Origin of the sequence: Vogesella sp. AC12, assembly GCF_024437575.1 — a bacterium.
GTDB classification, from domain to species: domain Bacteria; phylum Pseudomonadota; class Gammaproteobacteria; order Burkholderiales; family Chromobacteriaceae; genus Vogesella; species Vogesella indigofera.
In genome coordinates, this window is record NZ_JANFNU010000010.1 from 77175 (window position 1) to 95260 (window position 18086).

18 protein-coding genes are annotated in these 18086 nt (G+C 63.2%); 14 read left to right on the top strand and 4 right to left on the bottom strand.

The genetic code is table 11. From position 1 onward, the window contains the following. The first annotated feature begins 16 nt into the window (after positions 1-16). From NOM55_RS14060 to yacG, 5 genes are read left to right on the top strand one after another with little or no spacing between them, the layout of a single operon-like run. Positions 17-1234, top strand: coding sequence for a type II secretion system F family protein (locus tag NOM55_RS14060; RefSeq protein ID WP_047966960.1), 1218 nt, complete (start codon positions 17-19; stop codon positions 1232-1234). Then, entirely contained in the window at positions 1234-2088 is an 855-nt protein-coding gene (locus tag NOM55_RS14065; RefSeq protein WP_255909156.1) for an A24 family peptidase, read from the top strand. The genes NOM55_RS14060 and NOM55_RS14065 overlap by 1 nt, the downstream gene beginning before the upstream one ends. A 4-nt stretch (positions 2089-2092) precedes the next feature. Then, positions 2093-2728 carry a dephospho-CoA kinase gene (gene coaE / locus NOM55_RS14070; RefSeq protein ID WP_255909158.1) on the top strand — a complete coding sequence of 212 codons (636 nt, stop codon included), beginning with the start codon at positions 2093-2095 and terminating at the stop codon, positions 2726-2728. Then, on the top strand, positions 2725-3483 hold the full coding sequence (zapD, locus tag NOM55_RS14075; RefSeq protein WP_082133704.1) for a cell division protein ZapD: 759 nt from the start codon (positions 2725-2727) through the stop codon (positions 3481-3483). The genes coaE and zapD overlap by 4 nt, the downstream gene beginning before the upstream one ends. 6 nt (positions 3484-3489) lie before the next feature. After that, positions 3490-3672, top strand: coding sequence for a DNA gyrase inhibitor YacG (gene yacG, locus NOM55_RS14080; protein ID WP_255909160.1), 183 nt, complete (start codon positions 3490-3492; stop codon positions 3670-3672). A gap of 69 nt (positions 3673-3741) precedes the next feature. On the opposite strand, the gene NOM55_RS14085 is transcribed toward yacG, so the two are convergent. After that, positions 3742-4980, bottom strand: a complete 1239-nt coding sequence (locus NOM55_RS14085) for an N-acetylmuramoyl-L-alanine amidase (protein ID WP_255909162.1) — start codon at positions 4978-4980, stop codon at positions 3742-3744. Further along, on the bottom strand, positions 4941-5432 hold the full coding sequence (gene tsaE, locus NOM55_RS14090) for a tRNA (adenosine(37)-N6)-threonylcarbamoyltransferase complex ATPase subunit type 1 TsaE (RefSeq protein ID WP_255909165.1): 492 nt from the start codon (positions 5430-5432) through the stop codon (positions 4941-4943). Before tsaE ends, NOM55_RS14085 begins: the two co-directional genes overlap by 40 nt. Between tsaE and queG the strand changes: the two genes are divergently transcribed. After that, the gene (queG, locus tag NOM55_RS14095) at positions 5431-6510 is read left to right on the top strand and encodes a tRNA epoxyqueuosine(34) reductase QueG (RefSeq protein WP_255909167.1); all 1080 of its coding nucleotides are present in this window, start codon (positions 5431-5433) and stop codon (positions 6508-6510) included. The two genes, tsaE and queG, sit on opposite strands and share 2 nt — an antisense overlap. Positions 6511-6570: 60 nt before the next feature. Here queG and NOM55_RS14100 read toward each other — a convergent pair whose 3' ends face one another. After that, a complete protein-coding gene (locus NOM55_RS14100) occupies positions 6571-7032 on the bottom strand; it encodes a GNAT family N-acetyltransferase (protein WP_255909169.1) in 462 nt (153 codons plus the stop codon). Continuing rightward, positions 7032-7451, bottom strand: a complete 420-nt coding sequence (locus tag NOM55_RS14105; protein ID WP_255909172.1) for a MaoC family dehydratase — start codon at positions 7449-7451, stop codon at positions 7032-7034. Before NOM55_RS14105 ends, NOM55_RS14100 begins: the two co-directional genes overlap by 1 nt. A gap of 306 nt (positions 7452-7757) precedes the next feature. Between NOM55_RS14105 and NOM55_RS14110 the strand changes: the two genes are divergently transcribed. The 8 genes from NOM55_RS14110 to NOM55_RS14145 all read left to right on the top strand — a co-directional run bounded on the left by NOM55_RS14110 (position 7758) and on the right by NOM55_RS14145 (position 18007). Then, positions 7758-8507 carry an electron transfer flavoprotein subunit beta/FixA family protein gene (locus NOM55_RS14110; protein WP_120809220.1) on the top strand — a complete coding sequence of 250 codons (750 nt, stop codon included), beginning with the start codon at positions 7758-7760 and terminating at the stop codon, positions 8505-8507. A gap of 3 nt (positions 8508-8510) precedes the next feature. Continuing rightward, a complete protein-coding gene (locus tag NOM55_RS14115) occupies positions 8511-9443 on the top strand; it encodes an electron transfer flavoprotein subunit alpha/FixB family protein (protein WP_120809219.1) in 933 nt (310 codons plus the stop codon). A 199-nt stretch (positions 9444-9642) separates the two neighbouring features. Continuing rightward, the gene (locus tag NOM55_RS14120) at positions 9643-11427 is read left to right on the top strand and encodes an acyl-CoA dehydrogenase (RefSeq protein ID WP_255909174.1); all 1785 of its coding nucleotides are present in this window, start codon (positions 9643-9645) and stop codon (positions 11425-11427) included. Between the two features lie 358 nt (positions 11428-11785). After that, positions 11786-12919 carry a glutamine-hydrolyzing carbamoyl-phosphate synthase small subunit gene (gene carA, locus NOM55_RS14125; RefSeq protein ID WP_255909176.1) on the top strand — a complete coding sequence of 378 codons (1134 nt, stop codon included), beginning with the start codon at positions 11786-11788 and terminating at the stop codon, positions 12917-12919. A 16-nt stretch (positions 12920-12935) separates the two neighbouring features. Further along, a complete protein-coding gene (gene leuE / locus NOM55_RS14130) occupies positions 12936-13583 on the top strand; it encodes a leucine efflux protein LeuE (protein ID WP_255909178.1) in 648 nt (215 codons plus the stop codon). Positions 13584-13660: 77 nt separating this feature from the next. Beyond that, positions 13661-16870, top strand: coding sequence for a carbamoyl-phosphate synthase large subunit (gene carB, locus NOM55_RS14135; protein WP_047966973.1), 3210 nt, complete (start codon positions 13661-13663; stop codon positions 16868-16870). A gap of 157 nt (positions 16871-17027) precedes the next feature. Next, on the top strand, positions 17028-17504 hold the full coding sequence (gene greA / locus NOM55_RS14140; protein ID WP_047966974.1) for a transcription elongation factor GreA: 477 nt from the start codon (positions 17028-17030) through the stop codon (positions 17502-17504). Between the two features lie 71 nt (positions 17505-17575). Continuing rightward, complete coding sequence (locus NOM55_RS14145; protein WP_047966975.1) at positions 17576-18007, top strand: DUF4149 domain-containing protein; 432 nt, start codon at positions 17576-17578, stop codon at positions 18005-18007. The last annotated feature ends 79 nt before the right edge of the window (positions 18008-18086 follow it).

The following is an 18086-nucleotide window of genomic DNA, read 5'->3' on the forward strand; positions in this document are numbered from 1 at the left end:
TAGACAAGCGATCACTATGCCCACGCCAAGCAAGAAGCCTGCCTCCCATGTCTTTGTCTGGGAAGGGCGCGACCGGGCCGGCAAGGCCATCCGCGGCGAGATTCGTGCCGAGTCGGAAACCGTCGCCCGTGCCCAGTTGCGGCGGCAAGGGGTTAGCCCGACCAAGCTGAAGAAGCGCAGTGCCAGCCTGCGGCAGCGCATCACCGAAAAGGATGTCGCGCTGTTTACCCGCCAGCTGGCGACGATGATGAAAGCCGGCGTGCCGCTGTTGCAGGCCTTCGACATCGCGGCCAAGGGGCACAGCAATGCCGCCTTTGTGCGCATCCTGCTCGATGTGCGCTCGGAGGTCGAGTCCGGCAGCAACCTGGCCGATGCCTTCCGCAAGTACCCGCTGTACTTCGACAAGCTGTTCTGCAACCTGATCGCCGCCGGTGAGGCGGGTGGGGTGCTGGATGCCTTGCTGGACAAGCTGGCGACCTATAAGGAAAAGGTGATTGCCATCAAGGGCAAGATCAAGTCGGCAATGATCTATCCGGCGGCGATTATCGCCACCGCCTTCATCATTACCGCGGTGATCCTGATCTATGTGATTCCGGCGTTCAAGGAACTGTTCTCCAGTTTTGGTGCCGATCTGCCGGCACCGACGCAGATCGTGATCTGGCTGTCCGACCTGTTCGTCGAGTACTGGTGGATGGTGTTCGGCTCCATCGCGGTGGTGATCATCGGTACCGTCAAGCTGTACCAGCGCTCACCCAAGATGCAGGCGGCGATGGACCGTTTCGTGCTGAAGGTGCCGGTGATCGGCGACGTGGTACGCAAGGCAACCATTGCGCGCTGGGCGCGGACGCTGTCGACGCTGTTTACCGCCGGCGTGCCGCTGGTGGAGGCGCTGGACTCGGTGGCAGGTGCCGCCGGCAACCAGGTGTATGCCGAGGCCACCAAGGTCATCCAGTCGGATGTCAGCGCCGGCTCGACCCTCAACAACTCGATGCAGCGCTCCAACCTGTTTCCCAATATGGTGCTGCAGATGACCTCGATCGGCGAGGAGTCCGGCTCGCTCGACTCGATGCTGGACAAGGTGGCGGATTTTTATGAAGACGAAGTCGATAATGCGGTGGCGTCGCTGTCCAGCTTGCTGGAGCCGATGATCATGATCATTCTCGGGGTGCTGATTGGTGGCTTGGTGATCGCGATGTATATGCCGATCTTCCAGATGGGACAGGTGGTCGGTTGATGCTGGCGCTATTGGCGGAGCTGCCGTTCGGCGGCCAGGTGGCGATTGCGGCACTGCTGGGTCTGCTGCTGGGCAGTTTTCTCAACGTGGTGATCTATCGCCTGCCCTTGATGCTGGAGCGGCGCTGGGCGGCGGAGTGCGCGCAGTGGCAGGGCAGTGAAGTGGCCGAGCAGCCGCCATTCAACCTGCTGGTGCCGGCGTCGGCCTGTCCGCATTGCCGGGCGCCGATCCGCGCGTGGCAGAACATCCCGCTCGTCAGTTACCTGCTGCAGCGCGGTCGTTGCAGCCATTGCCGGGCAGCGATTTCCTGGCGTTATCCGCTGGTGGAGCTGGCCAGCGGGCTGCTGTTTGCCGGCTTTGCCTGGCACTACGGCCTGTCGCCGTGGTGGCTGGTGGCCTCGCTGTTTTCGGTGACGCTGCTGACGCTGGCGCTGATTGATGCCCGCACCCAGTTGTTGCCGGATGACCTGACCCTGCCCTTGCTGTGGGCCGGCCTGCTGTTCAATCTGTGGAGTGGCCGGGTGCCGCTGGCGGATGCGGTCATGGGCGCGGTGCTGGGCTACCTGGCGTTGTGGTCGGTGTACTGGCTATTCAAGCTGGTGACCGGCAAGGAAGGCATGGGCTACGGCGACTTCAAGCTGCTGGCGGCACTGGGTGCCTGGCTGGGCTGGATGCTGTTACCGCTGGTGATCCTGCTGTCGTCGGTGCTGGGCGCGGTATTCGGCATCTTGTTGCTGTTGCTGTCGAAACATGAAAAAGGGCAGACCATGCCCTTCGGGCCGTATCTGGCACTGGCCGGCTGGTGTGCCTTCGTGTGGGGGCCTGCCATCATGCAGTGGTATCTCGGTGCCTAGCCCGGTGATCGGCCTTACCGGCGGCATTGGTGCCGGCAAGAGCACCGTCGAGGCATTGTTTGCCAAGCTGGGCATTCCCTGTGTCGATACCGACCGTATCGCGCATCAGCTGACTGCGGCCGGCGGCGCCGCGATGCCGGCGCTGGTGGCGCAGTTCGGCGCCGCGATCCAGACGCCGGAAGGCGCACTGGACCGTGCCGCGATGCGGCAGAAGGTGTTTGCCGATGCCGGAGAGCGGCAGCGGCTGGAGGCCATTCTTCATCCGCTGATCCTGGCGGAAAGCCGGCGGCAGCTGGCATTGCAACAGGCGCCCTACGTGCTGCTGGCGGTGCCGCTGCTGTTTGAAACCGCGGCCTATCGAAACCTGGTGGCCGAAACGCTGCTGGTGGATTGCGAGCCGCAATTGCAGCGCAAGCGGGTGATGCAGCGCAGCGGCTTGCCGGCGGCGCAGGTGGATGCCATCATCGCCGCGCAGATGCCGCGCGAAGAGCGGCGGGCACTGGCGGATGCCGTGCTTGATAATAGTGGCAATTTGGCGCTATTGTCGCTTCAAGTCGAGAACAAACATCGTTATTATCTGCAACGTTTCGCTGCGGCCAACCTTGCTGCCCCTTCAAATTCTGTGGATCCGGCGCTGTGACTAGTTTCGAGTTTCCTGTTACCGAACGTACCAGAACGCTGCTCCGGCTGGAGCAGCTCTACCAGCGGTTGGCTTTCTTCATGGCGCAAGACGAGCCATACCAGCATCACGCCGCCTTGATGGCGCTGTTCGAGGTGCTGGAGGCGGCCGGCCGTACCGAGTTGAAGTCGGAGCTGCTGCAGGAGCTGGAGCGGCAGAAGCAGGCGCTGGAGAGTTGGCGCGAAAGCCCTGCCATTGAACAGGTGGCGCTGGAGCAGGTGCTGGACGAGATCGAGCTGGCATCGCAGCACCTGCTGGAGCTGAGCAGCCGTTTTGGCCAGCATCTGCGCGAGAACGAATGGCTGATGGCGATCAAGCAGCGTTCCATCATTCCCGGTGGCACCTGCTCGTTCGACCTGCCGTCCTATCACCTGTGGCTGCAGCAGCCGGTGGCACAACGCCGCGCCGACCTGCAGCGCTGGTCGCTGCCGCTGATGCCGACGGCGCAGGCGGCGGCCATCCTGCTGAAACTGCTGCGTGACAGCGGCAAGCATTTTTCCTATGTCGCGCGCCGTGGTGCGTTCCAGCAGATGTCCGGCGGCAAGGTGGTGCAGCTGATCCGTGTCAGCTTTGATGAGCGCTACCAGGTGGTGCCGGAAGTTTCCGCCAACAAGTACGCGCTGAATATCCGTTTTATCGATGCCGGCACCGGCGAGGTGCGTTCGCGCCAGGTGGAGCAGGATATCGAATTCACCCTGACCTTTTGCAAGTTCTGATTACCGATGACGTCACCCACTATCGTTCACTGTCCGCAATGCAAGACCCCGGTACGCTGGGGGCCGGACAGCCCGTACCGCCCGTTCTGCAGCGAGCGCTGTAAGCTGATCGACCTCGGACAGTGGGCCGACGAGCAGTACCGCGTGCCGGCGTCACCGGATCTGCCGTTTGACGACCATCCCGACTGAGCGTGCAGGACCTGCCAGCAAAAAGCCGTTGCCCACAAGGCAACGGCTTTTTCATTGCTAGCCGGTAATTCAGATGCGGGCCAGCACCGCTCCCTGCGCAAAATACTGGCGCACGCCGGACATGATCGCCTCCGCCATCTGCTGCTGGAAGGCCGGGCTGACCAGTTTCTTTTCTTCCTCGTAGTTACTGATGAACGCGGTTTCCACCAGGATGGAGGGGATGTCCGGCGCCTTGAGCACGGCAAAGCCTGCCTGCTCCACCTGCGACTTGTGCAGGCGGTTGAGGTTGCCCATCTTGCCGAGTACCGACTTGCCCAGCTTGAGGCTGTCATTGATGGTGGCAGTCTGCGTCAGGTCGAACAGGGTGTGGGCGAGGTAGCGGTCCTTGCCGCTGATCTTGACGCCGCCGATCAGGTCGGCGTCGTTCTGGCTCTTGGCCAGCAGCCGCGCCATGCTGCTGGTGGCGCCGTTTTCCGACAGCGCGAACACCGAGGAGCCGTTGGCGGTGCGATTGGCGACGGCATCGGCATGGATGGAGATGAACAGGTCGGCGCCGAGCTTGCGCGCCTTGGCCACGCGCACCCCCAGCGGGATGAACACGTCCTCGTCGCGCGTCAGGTGTGCCTTCATGTTCTTTTCGCTATCGATCAGCTTCTTCAGCTGGCGGCTGATGCGCAGCACCACGTCTTTTTCATAGACACCGGACGGGCCGACGGCGCCGGGGTCTTCGCCGCCGTGTCCCGGGTCGATCACCACGGTAATGATGCGGTTCTTGTCGGTACGGCCCTTGCTGCCCAGCGGCGCCTGCTCGTTCAACTGCCCCTTGTTGTAGTCCTGCAGCAGCGCCAGCAACGGGTCGTCCTGCTGACCGCTGGCAGGATACAGGTCCACCACCAGCCGGTGCCGGTATTCGCCGATCGGCTGCAGCGAGAAGATCTGCGGCTTGACCTCATTGCGCAGGTCCAGCACCAAGCGTACGGTGTTGCTGTTGAACTGGCCGGCGCGCGCGGTCTGGATGAAGGGGTCGGCGCTCTGGATCTGCTTGTTGATGTCCTGCAGGATGCCGGTCAGCTGCACGCCTTCCAGGTCGATCACCAGCCGGTTCGGATCGGCGAGGCTGAAGTGCTTGTAACGGATGGCTTCGCTGGCCTCGATGGTGACGCGGGTGTAGGTCGACGACGGCCACACCCGTACCGCTACGATCTGGCTGCTGCTGGCGAAGCCGATGCGGCTGACGCTCAGGAAAAACGTGGCCGCGGCAGCGCCGATCAGCTGGCGGCGGCGGGGGTCGCGAGGCGGGAGAGACATTGGTGTCCTGTTTCACTAAAGGCTTGAAGACGATAGTTGCGACCAGCGTCGCAAACCGAGAGTTCCAGCGCCAGGTCGGCGGGCGGCAGGCAGGCACCGGCCTTGTCCGGCCATTCGACGATGCACAGCGTGTCGGCGGCAAAGTAGTCACCGAAGCCGGCATCGTGCCACTCGTCCGGATCGGCAAAGCGGTACAGGTCGAAGTGGTGCACCGTCAGCGGCGGCAGGCTGTAGCTTTCCACCAGGGTGTAGGTCGGGCTTTTCACCCGCCCCGGATGACCCAGCGCCTGCAGCAGGCCGCGGGTGAAGGTGGTCTTGCCGGCACCGAGATCGCCGTGCAGTTGCAGCTGGATGCCGCCATGCAGCACTGCGGCCAACGTGGCGCCCAGTTGCAGGGTGGCGCTTTCATCGGCAAGGAAGCCTTGCCGCAGGCTGGTATCATCCGTTGCCATGAGTGAAATATCCTGTAAAAGCGAGAATTATCGCCAATTGGCCAGCCAAATCAAGGGATGGGCCAAAGAACTCGGTTTTGCCGATGCGCGCATCACGCGGGCGGCACTGCCGGCAGAGACCGAAGCCAGCCTGCTGGCGTGGCTGGCGGCGGGCAACCACGGCGAAATGGAGTACATGGCGCGCCATGGCGTACTGCGCGTGCGCCCGGCGGAGCTGGTGCCGGGCACGGTGCGTGTGATCAGCCTGCGCATGCACTACTGGCCGGCGGCTGCGCGCGATGCCGAGGCGGTACTGGCCGATGGCACGCGCGCCTACCTGTCGCGTTATGCGCTGGGCCGCGACTACCACAAAGTGGTGCGCAACCGGCTGCAGAAGCTGGCCGATCGCATCACTCAGGCGGTGGGTGAGCACGGCTACCGCGTGTTCACCGACAGCGCACCGTTGGCCGAGGTGGCGCTGGCGGCACAGGCGGGGCAGGGCTGGCGCGGCAAGCACACGCTGCTACTCAACAAGAAGCAGGGCTCGCTGTTCTTCCTCGGCGAGATTCTCACCGATCTGCCGTTGCCGGAAGATGACAGTGAAGACGGCCACTGCGGCAGTTGTACCCGCTGTCTGGATGTCTGTCCAACCGGCGCCATCGTGGCGCCGTACCAGGTCGACGCGCGGCGCTGCATTTCTTATCTCACCATCGAGCTGAAGGGCGCGATACCGGAGCCGTTGCGGCCGCTGATCGGCAACCGCGTCTATGGCTGTGACGACTGCCAGCTGGCCTGCCCGTGGAACCGTTTCGTGGTGCACAGTGCAGAGGACGATTTTGCCGTGCGCCACGGGCTGGACGATGTCAGCCTGCTGGAGCTGTTCGGCTGGGACGAGGCGACCTTTGCCAGTCGCATGGCCGGCAGCCCGATCTACCGCATCGGCTACGCCAAGTGGCTGTCCAATCTGGCCATCGGGCTGGGTAATGCGCCACATGCGGCCGAGATTGTTGTTGCGTTGCAACAGCGGCAGGATCATGCGGAGGAGGTGGTGCGCGAGTCGGTGCGCTGGGCGCTGGCGCAGCAACAGGGCCGCGCATAAAAGGTTGGCCGCAAGCCAGGCTTGCGGCCAACCTTGCACCATTAGTCCTGCCGACGGATCTTAGTCCAGCGCGCGGGTGAAGTGGAAGGAGGAGATCACGAACTCCTTGCGCAGGTACAGTTTGTGCGCAGCGGTGCGCCAGGTGCCGGAATCCAGCACCAGGAAGCGGCAGCCCAGCGCCCGCGCCTCGGCCTCGCACCAGTCGATCAGTGCGCTGCCGACGCCTTGCGAGCGCAGGCGTTCGTCGGTGACCAGGTCGTCGATGTACAGCCGCAGGTCTTCGTAGGTGTTTTCGTAGACGCGATACAGCGCCAGTCCCAGCACCTGATCGTCCTCGTTCAGCGCTGCCACCAGCCGTGCGCCGTAGCCGGTGATGCGCGCCATCTTGGCGACGTAGTCGGCGGCGGTCTCCGGCAGCATCGGCCGCAGCTGGCGATGCACCGCCAGCGCCGCGGCCAGGGTTTGCGGCTGGGTGATGTGGCCGTGCTCGTCGCACAGCCGTTCGATCCGCAGCGTGCTCATCAGGCGGGACGCGACGGCGCGATGACCAGCGATTCGCCTTCCAGTACCACATTGCCTTTCACCAGGCACTGGGTGACAAACTTGACGCGCTTCTTCGCCGGGTCCAGCTCGGTAACGGTGACGCGGGCGGTGACGGTCTCGCCGAGGCGTACCGGTGCCTTGAACTTGGTCGATTGCGACAGGTAGATGGTGCCGTTGCCCGGCAGGCGGGTGCCGACCACGGTGGAGATCAGCCCGGCGGTGAGCATGCCGTGGGCGATGCGGGTCTTGAACATCGACGCTTCGGCGTATTCCTGGTTGATGTGCACCGGATTGTCGTCGCCGGAGACGGCGGCAAACATCAGGATATCGGCCTCGGTGATGGTTTTGGCGTACTCGGCGCTGTCACCGATCTGGATATCTTCGAAGTAGACAGTCATGCTGTGCTCCCTGTTTTGGCAAGAAAAGCCGCAAGTAGGCACCACGATGGCAGCACTTGCGGCAGGAATGTCCGGTCTGTCGGCGTGTTATGACATGCTCAATTGTTGCAGCGCATTCTGACACGCTTTACCTCAAATGCAAATTACGGGGAAAATGGCGTAATATTTGTGTCACCCCTGTTGTACTGCAGTTTTTTTGTAGGCAATCTACCAATTAAACGCTTGTTTGAGATTGCGCTGTCGCCTCACGCCAAACAGCCGCACATTGACGACAATTGTTCAACTCAGAGAGTTCGCTGGAGGAATATGAAAGCTCTAGTCGCTGTGAAACGCGTTGTCGATTACAACGTGAAAGTCCGGGTCAAGGCCGATGGCACTGATGTGGATGTCGCTAACGTCAAGATGTCGATGAACCCGTTCGACGAGATCGCGGTGGAAGAGGCCGTGCGTCTGAAAGAAGCCGGCAAGGTCTCCGAGATCGTGGTGGTATCGCTGGGGGTGAAGCAGTGCGAGGAAACCCTGCGTACCGCACTGGCGATGGGTGCCGACCGCGCCATCCTGGTGGAAACCGACGCCGAGCTGCAGCCGCTGGCGGTGGCCAAGCTGCTGAAGGCGATCGCGGACAAGGAACAGCCACAGCTGCTGATCGTCGGCAAGCAGGCGATCGATGACGACGCCAACCAGACCGGTCAGATGGTATCGGCGCTGCTGGGCTGGGCGCAGGGTACCTTCGCCTCGAAAGTGGATGTCGCCGCGGAAACCGTGGACGTGACCCGTGAAGTGGATGGCGGCCTGGAAACCGTCAAGCTGCGCCTGCCGGCAGTGGTGACCACCGACCTGCGCCTGAACGAGCCGCGCTACGTCAAGCTGCCGAACATCATGGCCGCCAAGAAAAAGCCGCTGGACAAGACCACCCCGGCCGAGCTGGGCGTCGATGTCGCCCCGCGCCTGAAAACCCTGAAAGTGGCCGAGCCTGCCAAGCGCTCGGCCGGTATCAAGGTTGCCAATGCCGCCGAGCTGGTGGCCAAACTCAAAAACGAAGCAAAGGTGCTGTAAGCCATGGCCATTCTCGTTATCGCTGAACACGACAACCAGAGCCTGAAAGCAGGCACTCTGAACACCGTTACCGCCGCCGCCAAGCTGGGCGAAGTGCACGTGCTGGTCGCCGGCCACAATGCCGCCGCCGCAGCCGACGCTGCCAAGGCCGTCGCCGGCGTGGCCAAGGTGCTGCTGGCCGACAACGCCGCCTACGCCCACGGCCTGGCCGAAAACCTGGCGCCGCTGGTGGTGGAACTGGCCAAGGGTTACAGCCACGTGTTGGCGCCGGCAACCTCCTACGGCAAGAACCTGCTGCCGCGCGTCGCCGCGCTGCTGGACGTGGCGCAGCTTTCCGACATCATCGCCATCGAGTCGGCCGATACCTTCGTGCGTCCGGTGTACGCCGGCAACGTGCTGGCCACCGTGCAGTCGCTTGATGCCATCAAGGTGATCACCGTGCGTACCACCGCCTTCGAAGCGGCGGCTACTGGCGGTGCGGCCAACGTTGAAGCTGTCGCTACCGTCTCCGACGCCGGCCTGTCCAGCTTTGTCGGCCAGGAGCTGACCAAGTCCGATCGTCCGGAACTGGGCGCTGCCAAGATCATCGTGTCCGGTGGTCGTGCGCTGGGTTCGGAAGAGCAGTTCAAGGCGGTGATCGAGCCGCTGGCCGACAAGCTGTCCGCTGCCGTCGGTGCTTCGCGCGCCGCGGTGGATGCCGGCTACGCGCCGAACGACTACCAGGTCGGCCAGACCGGCAAGGTGGTCGCGCCACAGCTGTACGTGGCGGTGGGCATCTCCGGTGCCATTCAGCATCTGGCCGGCATGAAGGATTCCAAGGTGATCGTGGCGATCAACAAGGATGAAGAGGCGCCGATCTTCCAGGTGGCCGACTACGGCATCGTCGGTGACCTGTTCACCGTGGTGCCGGAGCTGATCGCCGAGCTGTCCAAGTAACACCCGCAGTAATCAAAACGCAGTAATCAAAATAAGGTGCGGCGCTACGGTGCCGCACCACACAAGAACACCGGCCATGACCGGTTCGTCGGGAGGAGTCCACACCGCGCAGTGCGCAGCGTGCGGCTTGTCCGTTGGCGGACACATGGCCGGTTTTTTTGCACGAGAAATGACGAGAAATGACACAGAGGAGCTATCGATGATTTACAAGGCACCCAGCAAAGACATTCGCTTTGCCCTGAACGAGCTGGCGGAACTGCCCGCCATCTGCACCCTGCCCGGCTACGAGGATTGCTCGGTGGAGCTGACCGACGCCATCCTGGAAGAGGGCGCCAAGTTCGCCGAGAACGTGCTGGCGCCGATCAACCAGCAGGGCGACAAGGGCGCCAAGTGGTCGCCTGACTTTACCGTTACCGCCGCCGAAGGCTTCAAGGAAGCATGGCAACAGTATGTAGAAGCGGGTTGGGTCGGCCTGCGCGCGCCGGCCGAGTTCGGCGGCCAGGGCCTGCCGGCGCTGGTGGCGTTGGCGGCAGAAGAAATGTGGTGTTCGGCCAACCTGGCGTTTTCGCTGGCGCCGATGCTGACGCTGGGCGCGATCGAGGCGATCAATCACCACGCGTCTGACGAATTGAAAAATATTTACCTGCCGCGCATGTCGACCGGTGAGTGGACCGGCACCATGAACCTGACCGAGCCGCAGGCCGGCTCCGATCTGGCGCAGGTGCGTTCGCGCGCCATCCCGGTGGGCGACGGCAGCTACAAGATCAGCGGCCAGAAGATCTTCATCACCTGGGGCGAGCACGACATGGCGGACAATATCGTCCACCTGGTGCTGGCGCGGCTGCCGGATGCGCCGGCCGGGGTGAAGGGCATCTCGCTGTTCATCGTGCCCAAGTTCCTGGTTCATGTCGACGGCAGCCTCGGCGCGCGCAACGACGTGCGTTGCGTGTCGATCGAGCACAAGCTGGGCATCCACGGCAGCCCGACCGCGGTGATGAGCTTCGGTGACGACGGCGGCGCCATCGGCTACCTGGTGGGCGAGGCCAACAAGGGTCTGGCTTACATGTTCACCATGATGAACCACGCGCGCCTGGGCGTCGGTATCGAGGGCATGGCGGTGTCGGAGCGCGCCTACCAGAAGGCGGTGGAATATGCGCGTGACCGCGTGCAGAGCCGCGCCGTCGGCAGTCCCGACCCGGCCGGCGTCGCCATCATCCGGCACCCGGACGTGCGCCGCATGCTGATGACGATGAAGGCACAGATCGAGGCGCAGCGCGCACTGGCGTTCTACGCCGCCGCGGCGCTGGACCGCGCCGCGCGCGATCCGGTGGCCAGCGAGGCAGCGCGCAGCCAGGAGCTGGTCAACTTCCTGATCCCGATCGTGAAGGGCTGGAACACCGAGCAGGCCAACGAGATCACCAGTCTGGCGATGCAGATCCACGGCGGCATGGGTTATATCGAGGAAACCGGCGTCGCGCAGTATTGCCGCGACGCGCGCATCACCGCCATCTACGAAGGCACCACCGGCATCCAGGCGCTGGACCTGATCGGGCGCAAGACCGCAGCGGAAGACGGCGTCACCGCACGCTGGTTGCTGGAGGAGGTCAAGGTCACCGCCGGTAAGCTGGCGGCGGCGGGTTACGCCAGCCTTGCGGCCAACCTTGAGGCCGCGGTGAAGGATGCCGAGCGTTGTGTCGCCTTCATCCTCGACACCTTTGGCAGCCGGCCGCAGCTGGCTGCCGCCGGCTCGGTGCCCTTCCTCAAGCTGATGGGTATCGTGCTCGGCGGCTGGATGATGGGGCGCGCCGCGCTGATCGCCAGGGCGCAGCAGGGCGACGAGGATGCCGATGCCGAGTTCCTCGCGGCGAAGATCGTCACCGCCCGTTTCTACGGCGAGCACCTGTTGCCGCAGACCGCCGGTCTGGCGGCCGCCATCGTTCACGGTGGCGACAGCGTGCTGGAACTGGACGAAGCGCTGTTCTGAGTGACAGACCCGAGTATGAAAACCGCCGGTGCCGCAGTTATGGCACCGGCGGTTTTTTATGCGGCGATCGGCGCTGGTGGTTAATGACGGGACGTGTGGCAGGCCGGAGGCCGGCGCAGAACAACTTGCCGGGCGCGCGCATTTTTTGTAAGGTTGACGCTAGCGTAAACAAGGGCTTAGCCGGTGGTGGCGACTGTATCCATTGTTCAGAAAAGCATCAGTTGCCGCGTGCGGCCTTGCCGCGATGGCCGAAAACAGGATATACTTGAAAAGTTTAACCGAACGGGACAAGCGCACGTCGCTATAGTCCCGTTTGTTGTATCAATAAATCAAAAATATCATTATTAGGAGCCAGCCAGTGACAACCGTACCCGCGATTCTTGCCTTGGCTGACGGCACGCTGTTCAAAGGCGTCGCCATCGGAGCCAACGGCCACACCGTCGGAGAGGTAGTATTCAATACTGCCATGACCGGTTATCAGGAAATCCTTACCGACCCGTCCTATACCCGGCAGATCGTCACCCTGACTTATCCTCATATCGGCAACGTCGGCGCCAACTCGGAAGATACCGAGTCCGGCGCCGTCTTTGCATCTGGCCTGATCATTCGTGATCTGCCACTGCTGCACAGCAACTTCCGTGCGGAAGAGTCGCTGTCCGATTATCTGAAGAGAAACAATGTCGTCGCCATTGCCGACATCGACACCCGCAAGCTGACGCGCATCCTGCGCGAAAAAGGCGCCCAGCCCGGCTGCATCATGGCCGGTGACATCGACGAGGCGAAAGCCGTCGAGCTGGCACGCGGTTTTGGCAGCATGGCCGGCCAGGATCTGGCCAAGGTGGTCAGCTGCAAGGAAGCCTACGGCTGGACGACACGCGAATGGCGTCTGGGCCAGGGCTATGTCGAGCAGACCGAGACCCCATTCCACGTGGTGGCCTACGATTTCGGCGTCAAGCGCAACATCCTGCGCATGCTGGCCGAGCGCGGCTGCAAGCTGACCGTGGTACCGGCCGAGACGCCGGCCAAGGACGTGCTGGCACTGAAACCGGACGGCGTGTTCCTGTCCAACGGTCCTGGCGATCCGGAGCCGTGCGACTACGCGATCAGCGCCATCCGCGACATCCTGGACACCAAGCTGCCGGTATTCGGCATCTGTCTCGGTCACCAGTTGCTGGGCCTGGCCACCGGCGGCAAGACTTCCAAGATGAAGTTCGGCCACCACGGTGCCAACCACCCGGTGCAGGATCTCGATTCCGGCCGCGTGATGATCACCAGCCAGAACCATGGTTTCCAGGTCGACGAAGCCAGCCTTGCGGCCAACGTGCGCATTACCCACCGTTCGCTGTTCGACCAGACGGTGCAGGGCATCGCGTTGACCGACCGGCCGGCATTCTCGTTCCAGGGACACCCGGAAGCGAGCCCGGGTCCGGAAGACGTGGCCTACCTGTTTGACCGTTTCATCTCGCTGATGGCCGCGCACAAGCCGGCCTGATCACGGAGGACGCATCATGTTCGGTATCACTGACCTGACCACCTACATACTCGGCACCATCTTCATCGTGCTGCTGCCGGGCCCCAATTCGATGTATGTGCTGTCGGTGGCGGCGCAGCGCGGGGTGCGGGCCGGCTTTGCCGGCGCCTGTGGCGTGTTCGTCGGTGATTTCGTGCTGATGACCCTGGCTGCAACCGGCGCCGCCGGTCTGCTGCAGGCCAATCCGGCGCTGTTTGCCATCGTCAAGTATGCCGGTGGCGCCTATCTGGCGTGGATCGGCATCGCCATGCTGCGTGGCGCCTGGGCCGGCTGGCAACAGCGCCGCCAGGGCCAGGCAGCGGTGGCAGCGCCGGTGCTGGACATCAACCGCCCGTTTTCCAAGGCGCTGCTGATCAGCCTGATGAACCCGAAGGCGATCCTGTTCTTCGTGTCGTTCTTCGTGCAGTTCGTCGATCCGGCCTATCACTACCCGGCACTGACCTTTGCCATCCTCGGCGCCATCGTGCAGCTGTTCAGCGCGCTGTACCTGACCACGCTGATCCTGGCCGGCAATCATCTGGCCGAGGCGTTCCGCCGCCGCCGTCGCCTGTCGGCGGCAATGGGCGGGGCGGTCGGTGCCATGTTTATCGGTTTCGGCGCCAAGTTGGCCGCCGCCAGCCTGTAACTATCCAGCGTCTCCGGCAGCAGGCCGCGTCAGTCTGCCGGAACGTGTAAAACATTGAACAATATTGAGCGATTACCATGCCTAAACGTACTGATATCAAGAGCATTCTCATCATTGGCGCTGGCCCGATCGTCATCGGCCAGGCCTGCGAGTTTGACTACTCCGGCGCGCAGGCGTGCAAGGCACTGCGTGAAGAAGGCTACAAAGTCATCCTGGTGAACTCCAACCCGGCCACCATCATGACCGACCCGGATATGGCCGACGTCACCTACATCGAGCCGATCTCGTGGCCGGTAGTGGAAAAGATCATCGCCAAGGAGCGTCCGGACGCGATCCTGCCGACCATGGGCGGCCAGACCGCGCTGAACTGCGCGCTGGACCTGGCGCGCAACGGCGTGCTGGAAAAGTACAAGGTCGAGCTGATCGGCGCCACCGAAGACGCCATCGACAAGGCGGAAGACCGCGGCCGCTTCAAGGAGGCGATGGCCAAGATTGGCCTGTCCTGCCCGCTGTCCTTCGTCTGCCACACCCTGGAAGAGTCGCTGGAAGCGCAGACCAAGGTCGGCTTCCCGACGCTGATCCGTCCGTCCTTCACCATGGGCGGCTCCGGCGGCGGTATCGCCTACAACAAGGAAGAGTTCCTGGCCATCTGCGAGCGCGGTTTCGAAGCGTCGCCGACCCACGAACTGCTGATCGAACAATCCGTACTCGGCTGGAAAGAGTACGAGATGGAAGTCGTGCGTGACCGCAACGACAACTGCATCATCATCTGCTCGATCGAAAACTTCGACCCGATGGGCGTGCACACCGGCGACTCCATCACCGTGGCCCCGGCGCAGACGCTGACCGACAAGGAATACCAGATCATGCGTAACGCCTCGCTGGCGGTACTGCGTGAAATCGGTGTCGACACCGGCGGTTCCAACGTGCAGTTCGCGACCAACCCGGATACCGGCGAGATGATCGTGATCGAGATGAACCCGCGCGTGTCGCGTTCCTCGGCACTGGCGTCCAAGGCCACCGGCTTCCCGATCGCCAAGATCGCCGCCAAGCTGGCGGTGGGCTTCACCCTCGACGAACTGAAAAACGACATCACCGGCGGCGCCACACCGGCATCGTTCGAACCGTCCATCGACTATGTCGTCACCAAGATCCCGCGTTTTGCCTTCGAGAAATTCCCGCAGGCCGACGACCGTCTGACCACGCAAATGAAGTCGGTCGGCGAAGTGATGGCCATGGGCCGCACGCTGCAAGAATCGATGCAAAAAGCCCTGCGCGGTCTGGAAACCGGCCTGTCCGGCTTCAACTCGGTCAGCCAGGACGAAGAAACCATTCGTCACGAACTGGGTGCGCCCGGTCCGGAACGCATCCTGTACGTGGCCGACGCCTTCCGTCTCGGCATGAGCCGCGACGACATCTTTGCCATCAGCAAGATCGATCCGTGGTTCCTGGCCCAGATCGAAGACCTGATCGGTGAAGAAAAAGCGCTGGCCGGCCGCAAGGCGGACAGCCTGGGCTACGACGAACTGCGTCGCCTGAAGCGCAAAGGCTTCTCCGACCGTCGCCTCGGCGAGCTGCTGGGCACCGACCAGGCCGCCGTGCGCAGCCACCGCTGGGGGCTGAAGCTGCATCCGGTGTACAAGCGCGTGGATACCTGCGCCGCCGAATTCGCCACCAACACCGCCTACATGTACTCCACTTATGAAGAAGAGTGCGAGTCCAATCCGACCGACCGCAAGAAGGTGATGGTACTGGGTGGCGGCCCGAACCGTATCGGCCAGGGTATCGAATTCGACTACTGCTGCGTACACGCCGCGCTGTCCCTGCGCGAATCCGGTTTCGAGACCATCATGGTCAACTGCAACCCGGAAACCGTGTCCACCGACTATGACACCTCCGACCGCCTGTACTTCGAGCCGCTGACGCTGGAAGACGTGCTGGAAATCTGCCGCATCGAGAAGCCGTTCGGCGTGATCGTGCAGTACGGCGGCCAGACGCCGCTGAAACTGGCGCGCGCGCTGGAAGCCAACGGCGTGCCGATCATCGGCACCAGCCCGGACATGATCGACGCCGCCGAAGACCGCGAGCGCTTCCAGCAGCTGCTGAACGACCTCGGCCTGAAGCAGCCGCCGAACCGCACCGCGCGCAACCCGGTTGACGCCATGCGTCTGGCCGAAGAGATCGGCTACCCGTTGGTGGTGCGTCCGTCCTACGTACTGGGCGGCCGCGCGATGGAAATCGTGCACGAACCGGCCGATCTGGAACGTTACATGCGCGAAGCGGTGAAAGTGTCCAACGACAGCCCGGTGCTGCTGGACCGCTTCCTCAATGACGCCATCGAGGTCGACGTCGACTGCGTGTCCGACGGCACCACCGTGGTGATCGGCGGCATCATGCAGCACGTGGAACAGGCCGGTGTCCACTCCGGTGACTCCGCCTGCTCGCTGCCACCGTACAGCCTGTTCCCTGCGGTGCAGGACGAGATTCGCCGCCAGACCGAAGCGATGGCGCGTGCGCTGAACGTGGTCGGCCTGATGAACGTGCAGTTCGCGATCCAGAAAGACACCATCTACGTGCTGGAAGTGAACCCGCGTGCGTCGCGTACCGTGCCGTTCGTGTCGAAAGTGACCGGTGCGCCGCTGGCCAAGATCGCCGCCCGTGCCATGGCCGGCATCAGCCTGATCGAACAGGGTTTCACCAAGGAAGTGATTCCGCCGTACTACGCGGTCAAGGAAGCGGTGTTCCCGTTCATCAAGTTCCCGGGCGTGGATACCATCCTCGGGCCAGAAATGAAGTCGACCGGTGAAGTGATGGGCGTTGGCCGCACCTTTGCCGAAGCCTTCGTCAAGGGCCAGCTGGCTGCCGGCGACCGCCTGCCGCGTACCGGCAAGGTGTTCCTGTCCCTGCGCGAGAGCGACAAGGAAGGCGGCATCGAAGTGGCGCGCGAACTGCAGAAGCTGGGCTTCGGCGTGTGCGCCACCCGCGGTACCGCCAAGGCGATGGCCGACGCCGGCATCGTGGTGCAGGTGGTGAACAAGGTGAACGAAGGTCGTCCGCACATCGTCGACATGATCAAGAACGGCGAAATCGACGTGCTGGTCAACACCGTGGACGAGAAGCGCAAGGCGATCCAGGACAGCCACGCCATCCGCCGCTCCGCGCTGCAGATGCGCGTGCCGCAGTACACCACCCTGGCCGGTGCCAAGGCGGTCTGCGTCGGCCTGTCGCACGTCGATGATTTCGACGTCTACAGCGTGCAGCAGCTGCACGCCGAGCTGAAGGGCTAAGCACGGTCAAAGGTTGGCCGCATGCGGCCAACCTTTGAACCCGGAGCAAAATCTCGTTACAATCACCACTGAATCAAACGTCCAGCAAAGCCGCCGTCCCGTACGGCGGCTTGCGCTTTTATCACAGGGCAGCCGTACGCCCTTGGAGAACCGAGTCATGAACAAAGTCCCGTTGACCGTGCGTGGTGCCGAACAGCTGAAGGCCGAATTGCAGCGTCTGAAAAGCATTGAGCGTCCGTCGGTGATCGAGGCCATTGCCGAAGCGCGCGCGCAAGGCGATCTATCCGAGAATGCAGAATACGATGCCGCCAAAGAGCGCCAAGCCTTTGTCGAGGGCCGTATTGCCGAGCTGGAGGGCAAAATCTCCAACGCCCAGATCATCGATCCGACCGAGCTGGATGCCGACGGCCGCATCGTGTTCGGCACCACCGTGCTGCTCACCGATCTGGAAAGCGAAGAAGAAAAGACCTACCAGATCGTCGGCGATGACGAAGCCGACATCAAGCTGGGCAAGGTGTCGGTCAACTCGCCGATCGCGCGCGCGCTGATCGGCAAGGTGGAAGGCGACGTGGCCGAGGTGATGGCCCCGGGCGGCATCCGCGAGTACGAAGTGCTGGAAGTGCGCTACATCTGAGCGCGGCGGCTGGCTGCGGCCAGGCGGGTGCTGTAACGTTGGCCGCAAGCCGGCCGGGAAGAGGAAGACCAATGGACGGATTGCGTGCAATTGCCCGGACCCTGTGGATCGGCGGCATGTGGGTGGTCGGCATCATCGTGGCCCCCATCCTGTTTTCGGCACTGGATAACGTGACCGCCGGCATGGTGGCGGGGCGGCTGTTTGCCGCCATCGCCTGGGTCGGGCTGGTGTGCGGCATCTTCCTGCTCGCCGACTACGTGCTGCGCTACGGCGCACGCGGCCTGAAGCAGGGCGGTTTCTGGCTGTTGCTGGGCATGCTGGTATGCATCGTGATCAACCACTTCGCGGTGACGCCGATCATCGCCAGCCTCAAGCTGCAGATGAACCATGCCGCGGAAGGGCTGTTCGGTGGCGGTTTCGCCACCTGGCATGCCATCTCCAGCCTGATCTACCTGCTGCAAAGCCTGATGGCGCTGGTGTACCTGCTGCGCAGCGACAACTGAGCTGCGCCACGTTTGGCCGACAAAGACAAAGCGGTGGCATCGCCACCGCTTTTTGTCTGTCATGCGCGCGCAGCGGTCC

Excerpts from the sequence above, each read along its gene's own strand:
- carB (WP_047966973.1), top strand. The coding sequence starts at position 13,661 with ATGCCTAAACGTACTGATATCAAGAGCATTCTCATCATTGGCGCTGGC.
- NOM55_RS14115 (WP_120809219.1), top strand. The coding sequence starts at position 8,511 with ATGGCCATTCTCGTTATCGCTGAACACGACAACCAGAGCCTGAAAGCA.
- leuE (WP_255909178.1), top strand. The coding sequence starts at position 12,936 with ATGTTCGGTATCACTGACCTGACCACCTACATACTCGGCACCATCTTC.
- NOM55_RS14100 (WP_255909169.1), bottom strand. The coding sequence starts at position 7,032 with ATGAGCACGCTGCGGATCGAACGGCTGTGCGACGAGCACGGCCACATC.
- NOM55_RS14105 (WP_255909172.1), bottom strand. The coding sequence starts at position 7,451 with ATGACTGTCTACTTCGAAGATATCCAGATCGGTGACAGCGCCGAGTAC.
- NOM55_RS14060 (WP_047966960.1), top strand. The coding sequence starts at position 17 with ATGCCCACGCCAAGCAAGAAGCCTGCCTCCCATGTCTTTGTCTGGGAA.
- yacG (WP_255909160.1), top strand. The coding sequence starts at position 3,490 with ATGACGTCACCCACTATCGTTCACTGTCCGCAATGCAAGACCCCGGTA.
- NOM55_RS14065 (WP_255909156.1), top strand. The coding sequence starts at position 1,234 with ATGCTGGCGCTATTGGCGGAGCTGCCGTTCGGCGGCCAGGTGGCGATT.
- greA (WP_047966974.1), top strand. The coding sequence starts at position 17,028 with ATGAACAAAGTCCCGTTGACCGTGCGTGGTGCCGAACAGCTGAAGGCC.
- queG (WP_255909167.1), top strand. The coding sequence starts at position 5,431 with ATGAGTGAAATATCCTGTAAAAGCGAGAATTATCGCCAATTGGCCAGC.
- NOM55_RS14110 (WP_120809220.1), top strand. The coding sequence starts at position 7,758 with ATGAAAGCTCTAGTCGCTGTGAAACGCGTTGTCGATTACAACGTGAAA.
- NOM55_RS14085 (WP_255909162.1), bottom strand. The coding sequence starts at position 4,980 with ATGTCTCTCCCGCCTCGCGACCCCCGCCGCCGCCAGCTGATCGGCGCT.
- NOM55_RS14145 (WP_047966975.1), top strand. The coding sequence starts at position 17,576 with ATGGACGGATTGCGTGCAATTGCCCGGACCCTGTGGATCGGCGGCATG.
- tsaE (WP_255909165.1), bottom strand. The coding sequence starts at position 5,432 with ATGGCAACGGATGATACCAGCCTGCGGCAAGGCTTCCTTGCCGATGAA.
- NOM55_RS14120 (WP_255909174.1), top strand. The coding sequence starts at position 9,643 with ATGATTTACAAGGCACCCAGCAAAGACATTCGCTTTGCCCTGAACGAG.